Raw genomic sequence first — 21,446 nt, 5'->3', positions numbered from 1 at the left:
AATACGTAAAATATATGAATATATCTGCAACTGAGTTAAATAAAAATCATTGATCAAGCATTGAGAGAGCTGATAGTTATTAATAAGCAAGGTAGACCTACTGTTGTTTTAGTAGACTATGAATATTTTACTAAGCTTGAAGATGATTATTGGGGGAAGGCAGCAACAAATATTACAAAACAGCCGGAATGGTTATCAGCAAAAGAATCAGCAAAATTTCTTAAAAGCTAATGAAAGAAATAATTTGAGAAAAAAGGGTAATAAAAATATTAGACCGTTATCCTGAAAAGCATCAGCGTCAAATTAAAAACAAAATTCTAGCTTTAATAAATCCCAATGATAGTAAATTATTAGTAGGCTACCATGATTTCTATAGATGCGATATTGGAGAATATAGAATAATTTATCGTTTTAATGAAACTACAATTTATGTGATATTAGTTGAAAAATGTGATATTAGTTGAAAAACGTAACACTTCTGAAGTGTATAAGTTATTAAAAAACATTTTCTAACAAAATATACTGTAAGAGAAATGAGTGTATGACACAGTTGATTCACAGGAAATTAACATGAAAAATTTTATAAAATATTTGTTTTTTACCGTTTTATATATAGTAGTAACAATAATAGTCGCTTATATGGTTTTGGCTCAAACTATTCCTAATGATGGGCAGTGTCATATGATGGATAGACCGCTTGTTATTCATTACATCTTAGCAGCAATTATTACCGCTTTACCGGCACTAATTTTAATATATAGTAGAAGTAAGAAAAAGAAGAAATAAATTATATGATCGGTAAATTAAGCGGTAAGATTGATGCCCAAGGTGATGATTACATAAAAGCATCAGCGTCAAATTAAAAACAAAATTCTAGCTTTAATAAATCCCAATGATAGTAAATTATTAGTAGGCTACCATGATTTCTATAGATGCGATATTGGAGAATATAGAATAATTTATCGTTTTAATGAAACTACAATTTATGTGATATTAGTTGAAAAATGTGATATTAGTTGAAAAACGTAACACTTCTGAAGTGTATAAGTTATTAAAAAACATTTTCTAACAAAATATACTGTAAGAGAAATGAGTGTATGACACAGTTGATTCACAGGAAATTAACATGAAAAATTTTATAAAATATTTGTTTTTTACCGTTTTATATATAGTAGTAACAATAATAGTCGCTTATATGGTTTTGGCTCAAACTATTCCTAATGATGGGCAGTGTCATATGATGGATAGACCGCTTGTTATTCATTACATCTTAGCAGCAATTATTACCGCTTTACCGGCACTAATTTTAATATATAGTAGAAGTAAGAAAAAGAAGAAATAAATTATATGATCGGTAAATTAAGCGGTAAGATTGATGCCCAAGGTGATGATTACATTATAATTGACGTACACGGGGTAGGATACTTAGTCTATGCTTCGGGTAAAACTTTAGGTAAACTTGCTGAAGGGGAATTTTATAAACTATTTATCGAAACACATGTTAGAGAGGAACATATTCATCTTTACGGCTTTCTAACTATAGAAGAGAAGAATTTTTTTAATTTGCTGCAATCCGTGAATGGTATTGGTACAAGAATGGCTATATCTATTTTATCAAATCTAACTCCTACGGATATTCAAATTGCTATAAATAATGAAGATAAAGATATATTTAAAGCAATATCCGGCGTAGGTGCTAAACTTGCTGAGCGTATAGTGCTAGAGCTGAAAGGTAAAGTAGCGAAAATATCAAGTGGTTCGGCTATTATCAAAGATAGCTTAAATATCAAAAATATTACACCGGTCGCAAGCAATGAAGTAATAAAAGCTCTAGTAAATCTAGGCTTTTCTAGATTTGAAGCTCAAAACGCCGTTCAAGGCATTATTATCCAAAACCCCGAAATCGCTATTGATGAATTAATCAAAACAGCCCTGAAAAATCGAAATGCTGGCCTTTAAATCAAATATTAATTTATTAATACTTTCTTTACTTTTCTTTAATTTTGATATATAATATGTATTCAAAAGAAATATCATTAAAATTAATAGGTAAAATTATGTCAAAATTAAAAATATTTTTAGCAAGTATAAATGCTAATAAATTAATTGAGGAATTAAAAAAAGACCCAGCTACATTAAATATCAACGATGAGGTATTACCCAATCATTTGGCAGATTTAATAGAAATTTTAAAAGGAGATGATACTGTAAAAACGCTAACGATGTGCATAAGGGTACAATTCATAATCACTTAAAATTATATCAAAAGTTAAATAAAGATAATGTTATAGAAGAGTTAGCAAAATTAAAAGTAACTGATGCAAATTCTATTCTAGAAAACGCAGATAAACATATTAATGAGCATTTTTTTTGAGATGGTGGGAATTGCAAAAGAGGTATATGTTGGTGATTTATTTTTGTCTACTGATTAACCAGTTATATTACATCTTTTATTAGGGATTTATCTAATATAAATCAATTAAATTATATAGAATCTTAAAATAATTTATAGCATAAAACTATTTTTTAGCTATTATTAGTCATTATATTCGATTTAAAATAATGACTAATATATTATCACCTGAAAAAAATGACAATGATCAAGAATTGCCTATAAGACCGTCATATTTACAGGAATTTGTTGGTCAACAGCAGATTAAAGAAAATCTTTCGGTATTTATTAAAGCTGCAAAATCTCGGAATGAGCATCTTGATCATACTTTATTTTACGGTCCACCCGGTCTTGGTAAGACTACGCTGGCCAAAATTATTTCCAACGAAATCGGCGGTAATTTCAAATCCACCTCCGGTCCTGCTATACTTAAGGCAGCTGATCTTGCTGCTATTCTTACCAATCTTGAAAAGAACGACGTATTATTTATTGATGAAATCCACCGCTTAAATACTGCGGTTGAAGAGATTTTATATCCTGCTATGGAAGATTTTGAGCTTGATATAATTATCGGTGAAGGACCTGCCGCAAGGTCAGTGAAAATAACCTTGCCGCAATTTACCTTAATCGGGGCTACTACACGCCTTGGGCTGCTTAGTAATCCCTTGCGTGATAGGTTCGGTATTCCTATGCGGCTTAATTTTTATAATACTGAAGAATTGAAAAAAGTTCTAAATAGAGCGAGTAAATTATTTGATATTGATTTGACCGATTCAGGTTCGGAAGAGATAGCAAAAAGAAGTAGAGGAACGCCAAGAATTGCATTAAGATTGCTTCGTCGTATAAGAGATTTTGCAGCAGTTGACGGTAAATCAAGAGTAGATAAAGAAATCTCTGATTTTGGGTTAAATCGTTTGGAGGTTGATCTCATAGGACTTGATAGTAATGATTATCGTTATTTGAAATTCATAGCGGATAATTATAACGGTGGTCCTGTTGGAATTGAAACGATCGCAGCAGCCCTTTCTGAACAGCGTGACGCACTTGAAGAAACCATAGAGCCTTATCTAATACAGATAGGTTTATTACAAAGAACTCCTAGAGGTAGGGTAATCACGATTGCCGCTTTTGAGCATTTGAAAATGCCGATACCTAATCGATCACATAATCAATTTAATATTTTTCACGAGCATGAATAATAATAATTTAAATGATAGTTATACAGCCGCAGATGTTATAAAAAGGCTGATAAAAGATCATATTAAACCTTATGCAAATAAAATATATTTTTCTATATTTTGTATGGTTATTGCAGCACTATGTACGGCAGTGATCGTACATGCGGTTAGACCTATTATTGATAAGATTTTTTTAATGCATGATAAGAAAATGCTGATAATAATGCCTATAGTACTTACTGTAACTTTTTTTATAAAAGGAATTTCAGAGTATTATCAGAATTATCTAATAAAATTTGTTGGGCAGAGGGTACTAAACGATTTGCAGATAAAAATGTATGAGCATTTGTTACTTGCTGATATTTCTTTTATTCAAAACCAATCTTCAGGACGTTTAATATCTCGTTTTACTAATGATATTTCTTTGATGCGTGGGGCTGTTTCTAATTTACTTGTTGGATGTGCTAAACATTTCCTAACTGTAGTATGTTTAATAATAACGATGTTTCATTTAGAACCACTATTATCTTGCGTAGTTTTTCTTGTTTTCCCTTTGGCTGTTTATCCGGTGCAAAGGATGAGCAGAAAGATAAGAAAAATATTTTCACAATCACAAGAGGAGCTTGGACATTATACTTCTAGGCTTGATGAAACATTTCAGTCAATTAAGATTATTAAATCTTTTGTAGGCGAAAAAATAGAAAGTACTAGAGCATCGTTGATTATTAATAATATTTTAGAGTTTTACAAAAAAACATCTAAGCTAGATGCAATGGTTTCACCGATTATGGAGGGTTTAAGCGGTCTTGCAGTCGGAGGGATGGTTTGGTACGGAGGTAATCTAGTTCTTGAGGGTAAAACAACACCAGGTGCATTATTTGCTTTTTTAGCTGCTTTTGCTGCAGCTTATAGACCATTTAAAAGTTTTGTATCATTAAATATTAATTTGCAAGAAGGAATAGCAGCAGCTAAGAGGGTATTTAGTATTTTGGATACCGAACCTCTTATTAAAGATCATGAAGATGCTAAAGAAGTAGATTTATATAATCCACAAATTACTTTTGAAAAACTATCTTTAAGTTTTGAGAGTAAAATAGCTATAAAATATATAAATTTAAAGTTAGAACCTCATAAAATAATTGCGTTTGTCGGGCGTTCCGGTAGCGGTAAGACGTCCCTTAGTAATTTATTAGTGCGTTTTTATGATCCAAATGAAGGAAGAATTTTAGTTAATAATCATGATATTAAAGATATTAAGCTTACTTCACTTAGAGGTCAGATTTCCTTAGTTACTCAAGATACTCATTTATTTGATACAAGCGTTGCCGAAAATATAGCATACGGTCAGGAAAACACTACAAGAGAAGAAATAATTGAAGCAGCAAAATATGCAGATGCTCATGAGTTTATTATGCATCTGCCGAACGGTTACGACACGCAGATAGGAGTGCAGGGGACAACGCTTTCAGGCGGTCAGCGTCAGCGTTTATCTATTGCTAGAGCATTCTTAAAAGACGTACCTATTTTAATTTGGGATGAAGCAACAAGTAGCTTAGATCAAGCTTCCGAACAGAAAATTCTAGAATCTTTAAAGAAATTACGCCAAGGAAAAACCACTTTAATCATTACGCATCATTTAAGCAGTATTACCGACCTTGATAATATTATAGTCATGAAAAACGGTGAGATTTGTGAGCAAGGTACTCACACTCAATTGCTTAAGAATAAGGATGAATATTATAGGTTGTATAATAAGGAGTTAAGGGCAAACAATTGACTTATAAAATAAATATCTTATATATTCCTTAATGTTTATTAACTATTATTGTATGGCTTAAATCGTCATTGCAAGCGACTAAAGGCATTGTTGTATGGATTGATTTTCCGTCATTGCGAGAAGAATTACGTAGTAATTCGACGAAGCAATCCGGTAAAAAATTCTGTATATCAGAATTTTTTTAATTATTTTTCTGGATTGCCGCGTCGCTTCGCTCTCCACGCAATGACGGTTCGGATATCCATGCAACAAGGTCGCGGCTAAATGAGTGTGGCAATCTCAAGACTTTGGCACGAGATTGTTTCGTCAAAATTTTCAATTTTTTCTTGCAATGACGACTTAAATACCCACTCAACAATGCCTATGCATGAATGACATAAACACAAGGAACACCACAATACACAATGCTCATGACCAAGATTTTTCAAGACTATCGATTATTTGAAATATTTATTTTAGGAATAGTTAGCGGTATGCCGCTGGTTATAATTTTTTCTACTCTTTCGGTATGGTTAAAAGAATCCGGAATAGATATCGCTGTTATTACTACTTTTGCGGTTGCAAGATTATCATATTCATTGCAAGTATTTTGGTCGCCGTTAGTCGATAATTTTAAAATACCTTTTTTAAGTAGGTGGGGGCATCGAAAAAGTTGGCTTATATTATGTAGCTCTTTAATTGTAGCTCTTTAATGGCTTTAGTACTAATTGCTATGAGCCTGAAGTTTCTTTAACTTTTTTATATTTTTTGACTATAGTATTAGGATTTTTATCCAGCACGTTCGATATTGCCGTTGATGTGTTGCGTATCGATAAGTTTGATCAGGAAACACAAAGCATCGCTAGTGCAACTGCCGTATTCGGTTATCGAATCGGTATGCTTATTACAGGAGCAGGTGCTTTGTATCTTGCAGAAATAACCGGAAATAATTGGCAACTAACTTTTTTTGTTATAGCTATAATATTTGTCGTTGCAACGATATTGATAATAACCGTAAACGAAAAAGAACTAGTAAGAGAAACAATTAATATTACTTCTATTACTTCATGGATTTCTACAGTAATTAATCCTTTCAAGGATTTTTGCAAAAGAGAATTTGCCGTAACTATTTTACTTGCGGTAATATTTTTAAAATTAGGCGATGCCATGCTTGGAGCGGTTGCTTCACCGTTTTATATAGATCTTGGTTATACAAAAGGTGAAATAGCAATAATAGCTAAACTTTACGGATTAATTGCAACATTAGTCGGCGGTTTTGCCGGTGGTATTGTAATGTATAGAGTGGGGAATTTTAAAGGTTTGATTATTCCAGTATTGCCCAAAGCTTAACGCATTTTGCATTTATTTGGCTTAATCATCAGCCTCCTTCTTTTGAAGCTTTATTAATTGCTATTACTATAGAGAATTTTGCTGCTGCTATGGGGGCTACCGCTTTAGTCGGATATATAGGTAATTTATGTAATAAAAAATATTCTGCAACACAATATGCTTTACTTAGTAGTGCAAGTAGTGTATGTAATAATACTGTCACTATTTATGCCGGAAAACTTGTAAATATGATGGGGTGGGACGGTTTTTCATCTTTACTATAATTTTAGCCTTGCCTGCTTTGTTTATATTAATGTATCTTAATAAAAAGGTTAATGTGTAGTAAGTTTTGTTTTTAACGTCATTGCGAAGAAATTTACAATAGTAATATTGACGAAGTGATCTCAGGAGTTTGTTATTATTTCATGAGATTGCCACGTCGCTTCACTCCTCGCAATGCGAAATATATACTTATTGAGCAATGGTGAAAAATCCCACTTGATTTAATTTGAATAATATTTTATTTATTTAAAATGTTTAGTAAATTTTTATTACCTTATATTTTTATTGCAACATTTTTCTTTGCTCCCATAAGCGAAGCGAAGAAAGCTGTAAAAAATACCCATAAACCTCCTGTTCAAACTAGTTTAGTAATTGATGCAAAAAGCGGTAAAGTGCTGCAGGCTCATAATTCACAAATGCGGGTTTATCCTGCTTCTTTAACTAAGCTAATGACTCTATACTTAATGTTTGAAGCAATCGAAGCCGGTAAGTTATCTTTAGATAAAAAATTACTTGTCTCACAGAAAGCTTCAAAAATGCCGCCCTGTAAGCTTGGTTTAAAGGCAGGAGAGACTATAACCGTTAGAGAGGCAATTAACGGATTAATCATAAAATCTGCTAATGATGCTGCCGTAACTGTTGCTGAAGGGATGAAAGGTTCTGAGAAAGCTTTTGCTCATTTAATGAATGTTAAAGCTAAACAGCTCGGTATGAAAAATACCTATTTTAAAAATGCTTCAGGCTGGCATGACCCATTGCAGCTAACTACCGCGAGAGATATGGCTAAACTTACTATGGCTTTGAAAAAAGATTATCCTAAATATTATCCGCTCTTTTCTAAAACCAGTTTTGTATTTCGTGGAAACATAGTAAACGGACATAATATGGTTACTAAAAATTATCAAGGTGCAGAAGGTATGAAAACAGGTTTTCATACACCGGCAGGTTATAATTTAGTCACTACTGCTTCTAGAAACGGTAAATCATTGATTGCCGTTGTTACAGGAGGCAAAAGTGCTGTATCTCGTGATCAAAAAATGATGGGGCTACTAGATCAGCATTTTAATATTAAGCCTATAGTCCCTAAACCTTCAGTCAAACTTGCCTCTAATAATAAATCTACTACAAAAGCTAAATCAAAAATAATAAAGAAAAAGAATATACGTAGTTGATATGTATCGTCATTGCCCGCGTGGATCAATTTCACCTCTGTCATCCTGTGGCTTGACCACGGGATCCAGTTAAAATACTAAAATTATTAGTATTTGTTTATTATGTTTATGGACCCCCGTGGTCAAGCGAACTAGATGACACAGTGGGTTCTACCGGTCCACTCAACAATGTCTTGCGAGACCACAAAGTAGTCGTGGCAATCTCATGAGGTAATACAAAAACTCCTAGTATTACTTCGTTGAAACTTAAGTTTCCCCTCTCTCTCAATGACGTTAAAAATCGCGTCATGAAACAACGCCTACGACTCCCACAATGCCGATAATATTCACTCATCTGGATTTACGCCAAGCTTATATTTTAGATTTACAAGTTTTATATGACAATTAACACTACATTTAGCGTTTTTTGTAACTTTAATAGATGAAGATTTTTTAGAGTGTTTAGCTAAAGTTTTACTTTGTGGTTTTTTTAGATTAATATTTTTTAGAAATTTCTTAGTTTCATTAGGTAAATATTCTATTTTTACTTTAGTTATACCTTGATGTTTAAATGCTAAAATTTCAGCAGCTTTTCGAGAAACATCTATTATACGATTTTTCTTAAAAGGACCTCTATCATTAACCATTAAAATTACTGATTTATTATTGGCTTTGTTGGTAACTTTAACTAAGCAAGGAAGCGGAAGAGTTTTATGTGCGGCAGTTAATAGATTTCTATTAAATCTATCACCATTAGCTGTTTTTATACCGTGAAAACCATCTTTATGTCCACCGTACCATGAAGCATAACCTGTTTCGGTAAAAGATTTAGGACTGTGAGGTTTGTAAGTCTTTCCTTTTATTTTATAATTTGTGCCAACTTTATAATGTCCTTTATAAGTTAGATTATGAGGATCATCCTTTGATAATTCTTTGTAAGAATATTTGCGGGAATAAGGTAATCTTTTTGAGGTATTACAACCGCTTAGACTAAAAATCAATAAAAAAATTAATACAATAAGTTTATGGCTTCGTATCATCATTATGTTTATTAAAATTATCAATTATTTTAGCGTAACACACAACTTTTTCAACACCTTTTATTTTTGATGCAATAGAAGCAAGCTTTTCTAGCTCTTCCTCTGATCTTGCAACTCCAAATAAATAAACAATATTATCTATAGTTAGAATAGTATAATTAGCAAATTTAATGTCTTTTCTGACTAAGTTTTTAGCTTTAATTTGCGTGGTTATCATACTATCTTTAGTATATTGGGCTAAGTCAAAATGATTACTATTTTTATTTACTTTCAACTCATTAATAACTTCTTGTACTCCTTTTTGATGCCAAGCAATTTCTACGGCTTTTAACGCATCAGATTCGTTTTGAATATTTCCTGTTAATAATACTCTTCTTTGTGATACTTCAACCTTTATTTTAGCACCTAAATCTCTAAAATTATTTTTTACTAAATCAGCTTTAATACCGGCAGAAATCCTTGAATCATTTAATGTTTCAGACATTAGTTGATCTTTTGAGGCAACAATGCCGGTAGTGGTTGCTGCAGTAAAGATAGCAGGTAAACAAGCAGATAAACTAAAAGAAAGAGCTATAAAAATTAGAACTCGTAACATCATAATAATAGTACCATACGATTTTTAAAAAGATTGTATTTGTTTAAGAATTAACTGTTTATTTATGTCATTACCTATAGTACCCGACCTTGTTATATCGACACCGAGTTGTCATTGCAAGCGACTGCAGGAGTGCGGCAATCCAGAAAATAAGTATAAAAATGCTAAAAATTAGCATTTTTATACTTCCTTGCTGCGTCGATTACCCCGAGGTCATTCCCGCGTAGGCGGGAATACAGTGTAATTTTCCAGCCTTGTTGCATGGATCGAAAAACTCACTCACTTTAAAGCCTTTTTAAGCTTTATTTGAAGCAAATCTTAATCTTAAATATTTTTTAAAGCTCGACTTATCTCGCTTTACCCTAGATTCCTGCCTACGCGGGCATGACATAAAGTAAAAATAGTAAGATATTATATCTTACTATCCGGTAATTTATTCTTTAATAAAAGAGGTAATTGCAGTAAAATAAATATAAAAGTAATAGGTATTACACCGAATACTTTGAATTTTACCCATGTTTCATCTGAGAAATTACGCCAAACTATTTCATTAACTACAGCCATAAAAAAGAAAAAAGCCGCTGTTCTATAGCTTAAAGTTATCCAGCTTTCTGCTTTAAGACGTACTATACTTTCTAAAGCATATTTGATAAAAGGATTCTTTCTTATACCGCTCATGAGAAATATTATTCCAAAAATAACATATAATATAGTAGGTTTGATTTTTATATACATTGAATCGCCACTAATTAAAGTAATGCTGCCCGAAACGAATAACACAGTCGTAGAAATAATAGAAAGCTTGGATACTTTCTTATCGATAACATAACAAATGGTAATACAAATAACAGAGGTAATAAGCATATAAAGAGTAGCGTTTTGTATACCGCCCCCATAAAAAAAGCCTGCAAAAAATGCTATTACCGGACCAATTTCTGATAAAAGTTTTAACATATTTAATTTAATTGTTCTCTTTGATAAAATTAATTTGATTCATTTTTTTGTACTGATATTAAGTTATTTTTGGAATATCTTAATTTTATTTGTATGAAAATATTTATCAGTAATATAGTAGTAAAATAGGCAAGTACTTGTAGCCCGTTAGGTCTTGCAATATAACCGGTAACAATATGTAAGATTTTACCTATTATACTTCTATCTGCTACTAACCATGAACTATCCCAAAGTTGATCGGATAAAAACATAACTAGACTGGAAGAGGTTAAAATACCTGCAGCACTTGCTGCAAATCCGCCTGCTATTAGTATTAATAATACAGTAGAGATTTTAAAAATATATTTTTGATTAGCAATCTTAATTAAACCGAAATATATTACTAAACCAAGTAAGAAGCCACTTGTAGCACCTATTATCACTCCTTGTAAGTAAATACTGCTTGATATTGTTTCAACTGAAGATATGCTATATACTAAAATAATAATTTCTGCACCTTCTCGTAATATAGTAGTAGCAACTAAAAAAACTAACATGAAACAACTGGCGTTACCTTCATGAATTTTTACTGATAAGTCGTTTATATGTTGCGTTACTTTTATACCATAACCTTGCATCCATATTATTGTCCAGCTAATCAAAATTGTTATTAGTATCATAATTCCGGAATCGAATAGCTCGTCACCTATTCCGCCAAAAGATAAAGATAATTTACGGGTAAAAAATGCAAAAATTGAAGCAAAGACTACTCCAAGCATTACTCCGGCAATAATATAAAGACGAGATTTTTCTATTTGTTTTGTTACGGCGAGTATTACACCAAGTAATAAGGATATTTCTAAACATTCACGAAACACTACTAAAGCAATTTTAAACATATTTTTTATCTAATCATTAACAATTATAATACCCTGAGCCGTATCTTGATGAAAATCCCCAAAAATTTCATATTTTCCGGGTTTAAGCGGTGCAAGTATAATATTTATTGATTCATTCGGCATAACTATTTTTTCACGATGTAAATCATGACTTTCAAACTCTTCTACTGTATCATCTTCATTATGAACAATTAACCTTATCTTAGTAGATTTTGGTACTTCAACTATATTCGGAACAAATTTATGATCTTTTATAGTTATCTTTACTTCTAATATATTATCATTTGTTTTATTATCATAACTCTTATTTGTAGAGATATAAATAATTACTGCTAAAAATATCAAACCTACTAGTATAATAATATTTTTGTTTTTTTTAATAATTTCCATACTAAACTCCTAGCTTAATTAAAGTTTAAAGTAAGATTCTTATATACTAATTTAATTTGAGTTTTAAATTTATAATAATTACAAAATTTATCCTGCAATTTTTATTAATGCTATAAGATATACAATTATTATCATTATGACAAGGATAGATAATAAAATATAATTTTTTTGTTTTTTATTATCTGATATTTTAGTTTGTTTCATATTTATTTAATTTTGTTTAAAATCATTAAGTTCAAGTAAAAGATATTCATTTATCGGTAATAATTCATGAGAAATAATTTTATTTATATTAGAACCTAAGGATTTAAAAGTTTTGCCTTCTGCAATAACACTGCGTGTTCCAACCGTTACTTTACCTTGCAAGGCGTAAGAAAAAATTAAAGGATATGTAATATCGCCGATTTTCATCTCTATTTGTTGTCCTTTTGCTTTAGAATCATATAGTATTTTACCATTTGATAAGCGAGTAATTTTAGCATTAAAGCTTACTTTTTCACCACATAATAAAGGAACACGATAAGCTATCTCATCATCATAAATTTTTACTTCATTATTTTTGACAAAATTTTGCGGTAATATGGATTTTAAAATTAAATTAACTTTATAATTATAAGCATCATCGAAGATAATATTATTACTATTATTAACGGCATATTTTGCCGGAATAATAGCTTCTCGTGCTTCTCCTACCATCATACCGATTATTACATTATCTAAGCCAAGCATTACAGGAGCAGAGCCTAAAGTAAAAGTTTTAGTATCTTCAGATATTAAAGTATTGTTCATATCTGATATTTGATAAAATACGGTAACTACATGTCCGCAAGACGCGGGACCGATATTACCGCTACCGAGCGTATTAATTTTGAACAGTTTTTTTACTAAATCCTGACGTACTTCAATAGTGTAATCATTAGGATTAATAGGTCCATTTAACGGTTGTAAAATATTTTCAAAAAATGCTTTCCCTGCTTCGGTTTTAAGAGCATTTATTACTATTTTTGAAACCGTACGTTCAAATAAATTACCGTTTAATAAAATAGGTGGTTCATTATTTATACTAGTTTGGTTTTCATCGGTAGATGAATTATTTGAAGCCGTTTGCTCTATAGTGGTAGGATTATTGTTGTCGGGAGATATTTTTAACTTTACTATATTGTAAAGTATTAGGATTACAATGATTAAAGATAAAAATTTCTGCATATATAGTCATTTAATTTGAAAAATTGGCTGTAGCTATTTCAGAAAGCTCAATACAAGCGAATTTTACAGGACTCGCCTTTGCTCACGTATTATTATACGCTCCGCAGGCTCGCCTTGAAATTCATCTGTCTAGAACTTTCTGAAATAAGCTGTATGTCGTATTATAAGAGCTACGGTGCACACGTATTTATATATACGCCCCGCTCCGAGGACTTTATACTCCTTGCTCTTTTCCAAATTAAACTTCGTCTATCTACTCTGCCATTTATCAGGAGTATATGTTTTTAGTACAACAAAGTTTACTATAACAATCAATTACTTAATAATCAAATGAGAATAAAAATAATTTGATTAATAAAAATAATTGATTTAAATTTAGATGCAGAATTTTCTAAATATAGTGGTGAAAAGTGAAAAAATTTATAGTTTGTTTTTTATGTTTATGGACATTAAACATATTGGCTGCTTCTAAAACTTACCCTAATAAGCTTAATCGTTGTCAAATTACTAGAAATATATTTAATGATTATGAACCGAAAGTTTTTGAGACTACTAATAATTTATTACGTAAAACAGGAAGATTATCAAAATTTGACGGTGAAAGGATATTAATTAAAGGAAAAATATTAGATCAAAATTGTGTGCCTGTTGCAGATGCTAAAGTTTATTTATGGCAAGTAGGAAGCGGAGGTAAGTACCCTTATGAACCTTTAAAAACTAGAGTTGATAAAAGAAGATTTACAAGTAAAAGCGATTCAAGCTTTACCGGTTCCGGTATTGCTACTACTAATAATAAAGGAGAATATTATTTCATTAGTATGTTGCCTTATAAATCTTCTTGTTATTTGAGAAGTGCAAACATAAGAATAGAGCATCCCAGTCTTACTACTCTTGAAACACGCTTAGACTTATCTGATAAAAATATGTGTGATAATGAGTGTGGTGAAGTAAATCCGATATTGATCGCACTGCAAGAAAATATGCCGTCTTATTGTTTTGATTTAGTATTACAAGGTACGACGCTTAAGAGGTATTAGAAAAGTAGTATGTAATTTCCTCGCTCTTGTGTCATTCCCGCGAAAGCGGGAATCCCATAATAATTACATACTTGATAAAATAAGCCTATAAAAACAAGTCTTTATAGGCTTGACTGGATTCCTGCTTTCGCAGGAATGACATATATAGGTTTTTGGGGATGACATCATGCGGTGCTTCTAAAGGCTTTTTTATACCACAACTACATAATGTAAGTGCTAATACGAATAAATAAAATGTCTTCATTACTATAAATTATTATATGACCTTAAGAAATTGTAATAAATATCTTATATACATTATAGTGTTTTTATTATCTATAATAATTTTTATTCCTAAAATTCATGCTAAGCTCTATGAGAAGCCTAAGGATAAATTAGAATTTTTAAGAGGTTCAAGCGTTCCTGATAATATAATGTTTTTTGATGAAGAAAAAAATCAATATTCTCTTGATCAGTTTGAAGGCAAGACTATATTGTTAGTATTTTGGGCTACTTGGAGTGCTCCTTGTGTCAAAGAAATGCCTGACCTTGATACGTTACAAAAAGATTTTAGGAAATTACCTTTTTCAGTAATTCCGATTTCAGAAGATTATCAAGACATAAAAGTTGTTAAAGAATATTTTAAAAGTTATCAAATAAGATATTTGCCGATTTATCATGATTATAGAAATGAATTATTTAAAGCCTCAGGGGTTGTTAGTTTACCGACTAGTATATTAATAGACCCAAACGGCAAAATCGTCACTAGCTTTGTCGGCAATACAAATTGGTATGACGAAAAAGTTAGAGATACTATTTTATCTGCCATTCCCGGAAATTATCCTGAACCTAAAAATAGTTATAACGAGCAATCTCTAAATAAACCGGCTAAGCCTTTGCCACCAATAAAAAAGGATATAATTAAAAACGAGTAGAATAATGAATGAAGTAAATAAATCAACTATGGCGAATGCAGAATTTGATCAGATAATAACCAAACGGCAGATAAGTAAATTAGATCAATTATTTGCTTCGGTTTTTGGTGATTCTAAAGAAGTGATTGCCGTGTTACGCCTTAGCGGTGTTATCGGTAAAGTAAGTACTATGCAATCGGGACTTACTTTAGAATCATTAAATGAACTAATAGAAAAAGCTTTTAAAATAAAGAAATTAAAAGCATTATGTTTAATTATTAATTCTCCCGGCGGTTCTCCGGTACAATCTGAACTTATTGCGAAACGTATTCGTGACCTTGCTAAAGAAAATAAAATAAAAATTTATAGTTTTATTGAAGATATGGCGGCTTCAGGCGGATATTGGCTTGCTTGCAGCGGTGACTGGATATATGCTTCTTATAGTTCGGTTATAGGTAGTATTGGAGTAGTGTCAAGCGGATTTGGTTTCCATGAAGCGATTAATAAACTTGGAATAGAGCGTAGAGTTTATACGGAAGGAAAAAATAAAGCAATTTTAGATCCTTTTAAACCTATTAATAAAGAGGACCTTAAAATTATCAAAGATTTGCAAAAGCAGGTTTACGAGCATTTTGTAGAATATGTAAAAACAAGAAGAGTAGGGAAGTTAACACAGCAAGACGAGATTTTATTTAACGGTGAATTTTGGGCAGGACAAACTGCTCTCGATTACGGTTTAATTGACGGCATAGGTGATATGTATAGCATAATGAAAGAAAAATTCGGCGATAATATTAAGTTTCAATATCTGTGTGCTAAACAGCCTTGGCTTAAAAAGAAGCTTGGTATGGGAAGTAAGATATTAACCGATAATCTTGCTAATTCTTTAATTGATGCGGTAGAAAATAAAATTATTAACGATAAATTTGATATAAAATAAATATACTAAGATAGAACTTGAAAAATTGGCGACAATGTCTTTGTAAGTCCTCGGATGCTCACGTACTTTTGTACGCTCCGCTCCTCGGCGTGCAAACTCCTTGCTCTTTTCCAAGTTGATCTTCGTATATCAACTCTTCACTTATGAGAAGTATTATGAATATAACGCAAGTTAAAATTAAGAAATTAGAAAATTTTTTAGGTAGTTTGCCGGAATATGCTACAGAGCATAGTGCGGGGATGGATTTAATAGCCGCAAATGAGCAACCTATAACAATAAAAGTAGGTGAAATACAGCTAATTCCAACCGGCATCGCTATAGCATTACCTGACTCATTTGAAGCACAGATAAGACCTCGTTCGGGTCTTGCCGTTAAACACGGTATTACGGTTGCTAATTCACCCGGTACTATTGATGCAGATTATAGAGGCGAAATAAAGGTGATTCTTATTAATCTTGGTAAAGAAGATTTCGCTATAGAAAAAGGGATGCGAATTGCTCAAATGATAATATCCAAGTACGAACGTATATTATGGGAAGAAAGTAGTAGCCTTACGGCAACGATGCGTGGTAGCGGTGGCTTTGGTTCTACGGGTGTTTAAGGATTCTAAAAACGTTATTGCAAATGGGTATTACCCTAATTGTCATTGCGAGCGACCGTAGAGAGCGTGGCAATCTAGAAAAAGATTTAAAAAATTCTGTAAATTAGAATTTTTAACTGGATTGCTTCGTCGAATTACTACGTAATTCTTCTCGCAATGACGACTCCAGTATCCATGCAACAAATCATACAACTGATGAAAAGCACAATAAAATTATTAACTTCTATATTTTTGTTAGCTTTGAACTGGATCCCGTGGTCAAGCCACGGGATGACAACTGGGGTAAATGCTGATTATGTAGATAATGTTAAGCAAGTTTTGACCTATATCGATCAACAAAATTGGTCACAAGCTGAAGATTTAGCTCTAGAGGTAAATAGTAAAGTTTTAACAAAAATTGTACTGTCTCAGAAATATTTAGATCATAAATATTCAGATAATAGTTTTGAACATGTAATAAGATTTTTACGCAATAACCCGGATTGGCCTCAAAACAAGCTGCTTGAAGAAAGAGCGGAAGAATATCTAAATAATAATACAAATAAAAAAGTAATTTTTGATTGGTTTAGTAAACATCCTCCTATTACAGGCAAAGGTTATAAATTTTATGCGGCAGCTGCAAGTAGTTTAATCGAAGATCAGAAGATATTACTACCTATTATTAAAGAGGCTTGGGTATATGCCAATTTCACTCCTGAAGAAGAAAATGTATATTACAATAAGTGGCATAAATATTTAACTGCAAATGATCATTTAGAGCGGATAGAAGAGCATTTATGGAAAAATAATATTAGGTCTGCCGAGCAATCCCTGAAATATGTAGATCAAGGTTATCGTAATTCTTTTAAAGCACAAATTGCGATTATAGGTAAATCACCAAATGCTGAAAAGCTTTTTAAAAATGTTCCTGAAAAATACTATACTTCCGGTTTGTTATATCGTTATTTAGATTCTAAAAAGACACAAAAACCGACAAGTGGAGATGTTTCTTTATTTAAGAAGGCTAAAAATAACCGTAAACATTTTGCAAAATGGTGTCGCATTCAGTCCTATTATGCTCGTCAATTCATCGATTACAAAGATTTTGTAAATAGTTATAGAATGGCAACGATGCCATTTGCTACTTGTCCTGAAACTATAAGAGAGCAGGAATGGCTTGCGGGTTGGCTTTCTTTAAGCTTTTTAAAAAAGCCTGATCAAGCATTAGTACATTTTAATAAGTTTATTAAAGTTGTTAAAACCCCGATTAGTTTAGCACGTGGATTTTATTGGCTCGGTCGTACTTATGAAGCAAAAGGCGATAAGCAAACGGCTAGAAAATTTTACGAGCAGGCAGCCAAATATTCTTTTACCTTTTACGGACAGGTAGCAAATGTTGAATTAAATAGAACAAAATTAGTTTTACCTCCTATTCCTGTAATAACTTCTGAAGCAAGGAAAAATATCGAGAATAAAGAGATTATCAAAGTGATAAGGTTACTGGTTAAATATAATAAGAATAATTTAGCCATGATATATTCCAAAGCAGCGATTAAAAACACTAAAAATCCTGCAGAAATTCAAATAATTGTGAATATTATTAAAGCAAATAATAATACTAACCATATGGTTGAGGTGGCAAAAATTGCTGCCCAAAATAATGCTTTTATTCTGAATTGTGCTTTTCCAACGCCTTATAATCTAGGAGGTTTGCCTATCCCACCTCATTTAACTTATGGAATAATTAGACAAGAATCGGTCTTTAACCATAGGGCCGTGAGTTATGCAAATGCCATGGGGCTGATGCAGCTTATTAAGGGTACTGCTTGTGATACCGCAAAATCTATAAATATGAAATGTAATGTAGCAGATTTAACTAGGAATCCGGTATATAATATCAAGCTTGGTTCACATTATTTCAAAAAATTATTAGATGATCATAAAGGTTCGTATATTTTATCTATCGCCTCTTATAATGCAGGGAGTCATAAGGTAGTAAAATGGATCGATAGATTCGGTGATCCAAGGGATATAAAAGATACAAGAAAGGTTGTTGACTGGATAGAACTTATACCTTATCGAGAAACAAGAGATTACGTTCAAAGAGTACTTGAAAATGTTCAGATTTATAGGGTAATCTTAAATAAGAATAGTAACTTGTACTTTAAGCGTGACTTACATGCTTGCGATATAAAAAAAACTTAATGTGTCCCTATCGGGGATAAGAAATCCCTTCGCCTAAAGGCGAAGGGAAGATATAATGAAGTTACCTTGGCAACGAATTTATAAAGAGATATGAGGAGTTATAGAAAAAGTAGCCATAGCCAGTATGATTTGAAAGTACACATTATATGGATACCAAAGTATAGAAAGAGGGTATTAACGAGAAAGGTAGCGGAGAGAGCTAGAGATTTATTGAGGCGGATTTGTATGAAACATGAAGTACATATAATTTTAGGCAAAGTAGCTTGTGATCATGTTCATATGTTTATCTCGTATAGACCGCAAATAACACTTAGCAAAATTGTGCAGTATTTAAGGGCAGTAGCTCAAGAATATTATTGCAAGAATTTGCTCATTTGAGCAAGCAGTTTTGGGCTAGAGGTTATATGGCAGTTAGTGCGGGTAATATTACTGATGAAATGATACAGCAGTATATTGATGAGCAAGAAGGTGAGCCTATTAATGATGATCGATTTCTAATCGATTCCACTTTATAACCTCTCAGCTTATAGCTGAGAATTGTTTAGTTTTTATTAGTGTTTTATTTTGACATATAGTAATATATAAGTATGATCGGGAAACTGATGAACAATATGAATTAAGGAGGAGAGTATGAAAAAATTAGAGCAACACTTTAAGAAACAGCGTAATGATACCGATACTCAAGTAAAGAAATATAAAAAAGATCTTGATTTAATAGGCATTAGATATGACCATAAATTTGCACATGTTGAAGTTCCAAATCATGCTACCAGCGGGTTTGAATATTTTAAATGGGATTGGATGACAAGCACTACGGGTAGTCATCCAGAAATAGTACAAATATTTAAGAAAATAGTAAGCACTTTGAAAGAAGCTAAAAATAACCCAGCCCAGTATGAAAACTTAGTATCTAACTTGGATACTAGTACCAAAAATGCACTTGATGTTAATATTAAGAAGCATAATATTACTGTACCGACACCAGACACTAATAAGGTAATATCAGAAATATTATCAGGAATGCAAGCATGGCGAGATACAAAAAGTCATACTGGTAGTGGTTGTGATTCAGCTGAGCAGCTATGGACTAAAATAGGAAATCTTAGAATAAGCGATGATTCAAATAAAGCTACGACCTCTCAGGCTTCATCAGAGAGTATAAATTCTAGTGACTTTAAAGGTAACACGTCAGATGCAGATTACGATGATGATATAGAAGTTATATCACAATTACTAGCATCTAAAGTAACGCTTAATAATGGTAAAACAATTGATGTTAAGAAAATTATAGACGCAATATATAACCCACAAAATTTAGATTTTTATTTAAGGAAGTTAACTCCTGAAATCAATCAGCTTGTGAAAAAAGAAATAGCATTAAAGTTAGCTTACGATTTTTATAATGATTCTAAAGAGTTAAATGAAGTACGTTCTATATCGGAAGTATTAGGTATTAAGGAGGAGTTTAATACTTACAGCAATTTTAGCCTTGAGGAGCTAAAAGATGAAGAAGTTAATATTACTGGTGGAGATTATTCGTATTTAGAATAATTTCTTTCCTCTGTCATGCCGGTTTATCCACGGGTATCTAGCAAAAATAAAATAAAGACTAGATGCCGTGGTCAAGCCACGGCATGACATAGTAGTTTTACCTGTGCATATAACAATACCTATCAATGATATTCATGATTCTTAAAAATTTATCTTTACTAATAATATTATTCTTTTCAATATCAGCTTTTTCTGCTGCTACTAACCTAAAAAATCTCCATATTACTGTTGTTGCTCCGGCAACAGGTACTGATAATGAGACTTTATCGGATTTAAAAAATATTAATGGCTTAAATTTACAAATTCCTTCTAAGTGTTTTTCTAAAGGTAAGCTACCATTTCTTGCAAGTAGCGATGAAGTAAGATTTAATTGCCTGCGGGATGCCTTATTTGATGAGTCTGATAATATAGTATGGAGTTTACGAGGTGGTTATGGCTCTGCTAGAATAATTCCAGGTTTACTAAAGCTATCAAAACCAAATAAAGAGAAACTCTTGATAGGATATAGCGATATAACGGCTTTACATCTTTTTCTATCACAAGAATGGGGATGGAAAACTATTCACGGTAGTAATATAGCTGACTTATTAAAAACTGATAAAGATCAAAGTAATTTTACCAAGCTTGCTGAAATATTAAAAGGTAAGGTAAAGCAGGTTAATATAGAGAACTTAGTACCTCTTAACAATATAGCAAAATCAAGTGATCTTGTTAATGGCAAACTAACAGGCGGTAACTTAACTATGGTGCAAACTAGTATAGGAACGAGTTGGCAAATAAAGACCAAAGGCAAAATTCTTTTCTTAGAAGATGTGAATGTAGCTCCTTTTAGATTAGATCGTGAGCTTTTACACTTAAAGCAAGCAGGGTTACTTGAGGATGTTAAAGCTATAATATTTGGTTCATTTGGTAAAGATCTTGACGCCACAATGTTAGTGCTTCGTAATTTTGCGGATAATTTAAATATTCCGGTATTTAAAACAAATAGATTCGGTCATGAAAAAATTAATGATCCGATTATTTATAATACGGATAGTAAGATTATCATGGGGAAGAATAAAGGATTTAAGTTAGTTATTGGATTGTAA

23 protein-coding genes and 3 pseudogenes are annotated in these 21,446 nt (G+C 31.8%); 19 read left to right on the top strand and 7 right to left on the bottom strand.

Annotated elements, in window-relative coordinates:
- The first annotated feature begins 60 nt into the window (after positions 1–60).
- From ACKTSD_RS05105 to ACKTSD_RS05065, 9 genes are all read left to right on the top strand, one after another.
- The gene (locus ACKTSD_RS05105) at positions 61–231 is read left to right on the top strand and encodes a type II toxin-antitoxin system Phd/YefM family antitoxin (protein WP_412708272.1); all 171 of its coding nucleotides are present in this window, start codon (positions 61–63) and stop codon (positions 229–231) included.
- A gap of 29 nt (positions 232–260) precedes the next feature.
- Positions 261–464 (top strand): type II toxin-antitoxin system RelE family toxin, encoded by a 204-nt coding sequence (locus ACKTSD_RS05100; protein ID WP_412708331.1) that lies wholly within the window; start codon positions 261–263, stop codon positions 462–464.
- A 106-nt stretch (positions 465–570) separates the two neighbouring features.
- On the top strand, positions 571–786 hold the full coding sequence (locus tag ACKTSD_RS05095; protein ID WP_041078059.1) for a hypothetical protein: 216 nt from the start codon (positions 571–573) through the stop codon (positions 784–786).
- Between the two features lie 72 nt (positions 787–858).
- Positions 859–1,020, top strand: a complete 162-nt coding sequence (locus tag ACKTSD_RS05090; protein WP_412708330.1) for a type II toxin-antitoxin system RelE family toxin — start codon at positions 859–861, stop codon at positions 1,018–1,020.
- A gap of 106 nt (positions 1,021–1,126) precedes the next feature.
- Positions 1,127–1,342, top strand: coding sequence for a hypothetical protein (locus ACKTSD_RS05085; protein ID WP_041078059.1), 216 nt, complete (start codon positions 1,127–1,129; stop codon positions 1,340–1,342).
- A 5-nt stretch (positions 1,343–1,347) separates the two neighbouring features.
- The gene (gene ruvA, locus ACKTSD_RS05080; RefSeq protein ID WP_412708271.1) at positions 1,348–1,959 is read left to right on the top strand and encodes a Holliday junction branch migration protein RuvA; all 612 of its coding nucleotides are present in this window, start codon (positions 1,348–1,350) and stop codon (positions 1,957–1,959) included.
- A 98-nt stretch (positions 1,960–2,057) separates the two neighbouring features.
- Positions 2,058–2,255: a hypothetical protein gene (locus ACKTSD_RS05075; protein ID WP_412708270.1), complete on the top strand. Its 198-nt coding sequence runs from the start codon at positions 2,058–2,060 to the stop codon at positions 2,253–2,255.
- A gap of 307 nt (positions 2,256–2,562) precedes the next feature.
- A complete protein-coding gene (ruvB, locus tag ACKTSD_RS05070) occupies positions 2,563–3,591 on the top strand; it encodes a Holliday junction branch migration DNA helicase RuvB (RefSeq protein ID WP_412708269.1) in 1,029 nt (342 codons plus the stop codon).
- On the top strand, positions 3,584–5,347 hold the full coding sequence (locus ACKTSD_RS05065) for an ABC transporter ATP-binding protein (RefSeq protein ID WP_412708268.1): 1,764 nt from the start codon (positions 3,584–3,586) through the stop codon (positions 5,345–5,347). The genes ruvB and ACKTSD_RS05065 overlap by 8 nt, the downstream gene beginning before the upstream one ends.
- Before the next feature lie 262 nt (positions 5,348–5,609).
- Here the strand turns inward: ACKTSD_RS05065 and ACKTSD_RS05060 are convergent.
- A pseudogene (locus ACKTSD_RS05060) lies at positions 5,610–5,705 on the bottom strand (zinc ABC transporter substrate-binding protein); the annotation flags it as partial.
- A gap of 46 nt (positions 5,706–5,751) precedes the next feature.
- Between ACKTSD_RS05060 and ACKTSD_RS05055 the strand changes: the two are divergent.
- Positions 5,752–6,998, top strand: a pseudogene (locus tag ACKTSD_RS05055) (AmpG family muropeptide MFS transporter).
- A 190-nt stretch (positions 6,999–7,188) separates the two neighbouring features.
- Positions 7,189–8,109 carry a D-alanyl-D-alanine carboxypeptidase family protein gene (locus ACKTSD_RS05050; protein ID WP_412708267.1) on the top strand — a complete coding sequence of 307 codons (921 nt, stop codon included), beginning with the start codon at positions 7,189–7,191 and terminating at the stop codon, positions 8,107–8,109.
- 326 nt (positions 8,110–8,435) lie between these two features.
- On the opposite strand, the gene ACKTSD_RS05045 is transcribed toward ACKTSD_RS05050, so the two are convergent.
- The 6 genes from ACKTSD_RS05045 to ACKTSD_RS05020 all read right to left on the bottom strand — a co-directional run bounded on the left by ACKTSD_RS05045 (position 8,436) and on the right by ACKTSD_RS05020 (position 13,151).
- Positions 8,436–9,089, bottom strand: a complete 654-nt coding sequence (locus ACKTSD_RS05045; protein ID WP_412708266.1) for a septal ring lytic transglycosylase RlpA family protein — start codon at positions 9,087–9,089, stop codon at positions 8,436–8,438.
- A 22-nt stretch (positions 9,090–9,111) separates the two neighbouring features.
- On the bottom strand, positions 9,112–9,663 hold the full coding sequence (locus tag ACKTSD_RS05040) for a BON domain-containing protein (protein ID WP_412708329.1): 552 nt from the start codon (positions 9,661–9,663) through the stop codon (positions 9,112–9,114).
- A gap of 471 nt (positions 9,664–10,134) precedes the next feature.
- Positions 10,135–10,677 (bottom strand): septation protein A, encoded by a 543-nt coding sequence (locus ACKTSD_RS05035; RefSeq protein WP_412708265.1) that lies wholly within the window; start codon positions 10,675–10,677, stop codon positions 10,135–10,137.
- Between the two features lie 29 nt (positions 10,678–10,706).
- Entirely contained in the window at positions 10,707–11,555 is an 849-nt protein-coding gene (locus ACKTSD_RS05030) for an FTR1 family protein (protein WP_412708264.1), read from the bottom strand.
- A gap of 9 nt (positions 11,556–11,564) precedes the next feature.
- Positions 11,565–11,945 carry a cupredoxin domain-containing protein gene (locus ACKTSD_RS05025; protein ID WP_412708263.1) on the bottom strand — a complete coding sequence of 127 codons (381 nt, stop codon included), beginning with the start codon at positions 11,943–11,945 and terminating at the stop codon, positions 11,565–11,567.
- Positions 11,946–12,155: 210 nt separating this feature from the next.
- On the bottom strand, positions 12,156–13,151 hold the full coding sequence (locus ACKTSD_RS05020) for an FKBP-type peptidyl-prolyl cis-trans isomerase (RefSeq protein ID WP_412708262.1): 996 nt from the start codon (positions 13,149–13,151) through the stop codon (positions 12,156–12,158).
- Between the two features lie 410 nt (positions 13,152–13,561).
- Here ACKTSD_RS05020 and ACKTSD_RS05015 point away from each other — a divergent pair, with 410 nt between their 5' ends.
- The 8 genes and pseudogenes from ACKTSD_RS05015 (at position 13,562) to ACKTSD_RS04975 (ending at position 21,446) form a co-directional block, all read left to right on the top strand.
- Positions 13,562–14,188: a dioxygenase family protein gene (locus ACKTSD_RS05015; protein ID WP_412708261.1), complete on the top strand. Its 627-nt coding sequence runs from the start codon at positions 13,562–13,564 to the stop codon at positions 14,186–14,188.
- Positions 14,189–14,448: 260 nt separating this feature from the next.
- The gene (locus ACKTSD_RS05010; RefSeq protein WP_412708260.1) at positions 14,449–15,102 is read left to right on the top strand and encodes a TlpA disulfide reductase family protein; all 654 of its coding nucleotides are present in this window, start codon (positions 14,449–14,451) and stop codon (positions 15,100–15,102) included.
- A 4-nt stretch (positions 15,103–15,106) separates the two neighbouring features.
- Positions 15,107–16,021, top strand: a complete 915-nt coding sequence (locus ACKTSD_RS05005; RefSeq protein WP_412708259.1) for a S49 family peptidase — start codon at positions 15,107–15,109, stop codon at positions 16,019–16,021.
- Positions 16,022–16,176: 155 nt separating this feature from the next.
- Positions 16,177–16,623 carry a dUTP diphosphatase gene (gene dut, locus ACKTSD_RS04995; protein ID WP_412708257.1) on the top strand — a complete coding sequence of 149 codons (447 nt, stop codon included), beginning with the start codon at positions 16,177–16,179 and terminating at the stop codon, positions 16,621–16,623.
- A 195-nt stretch (positions 16,624–16,818) separates the two neighbouring features.
- Positions 16,819–18,807 (top strand): lytic transglycosylase domain-containing protein, encoded by a 1,989-nt coding sequence (locus tag ACKTSD_RS04990; protein WP_412708256.1) that lies wholly within the window; start codon positions 16,819–16,821, stop codon positions 18,805–18,807.
- Positions 18,808–18,897: 90 nt separating this feature from the next.
- Positions 18,898–19,211: pseudogene (tnpA, locus tag ACKTSD_RS04985) on the top strand (IS200/IS605 family transposase); the annotation flags it as partial.
- A gap of 226 nt (positions 19,212–19,437) precedes the next feature.
- Positions 19,438–20,358, top strand: a complete 921-nt coding sequence (locus tag ACKTSD_RS04980) for a hypothetical protein (RefSeq protein ID WP_412708255.1) — start codon at positions 19,438–19,440, stop codon at positions 20,356–20,358.
- A gap of 134 nt (positions 20,359–20,492) precedes the next feature.
- Positions 20,493–21,446, top strand: coding sequence for an LD-carboxypeptidase (locus ACKTSD_RS04975; RefSeq protein WP_412708328.1), 954 nt, complete (start codon positions 20,493–20,495; stop codon positions 21,444–21,446).

The organism is Candidatus Rickettsia kedanie (genome assembly GCF_045865205.1).
In the GTDB taxonomy this organism is placed as follows: Bacteria; Pseudomonadota; Alphaproteobacteria; order Rickettsiales; family Rickettsiaceae; genus Rickettsia; species Rickettsia australis.
This window is presented reverse-complemented; position numbering and strand designations above follow the sequence as displayed.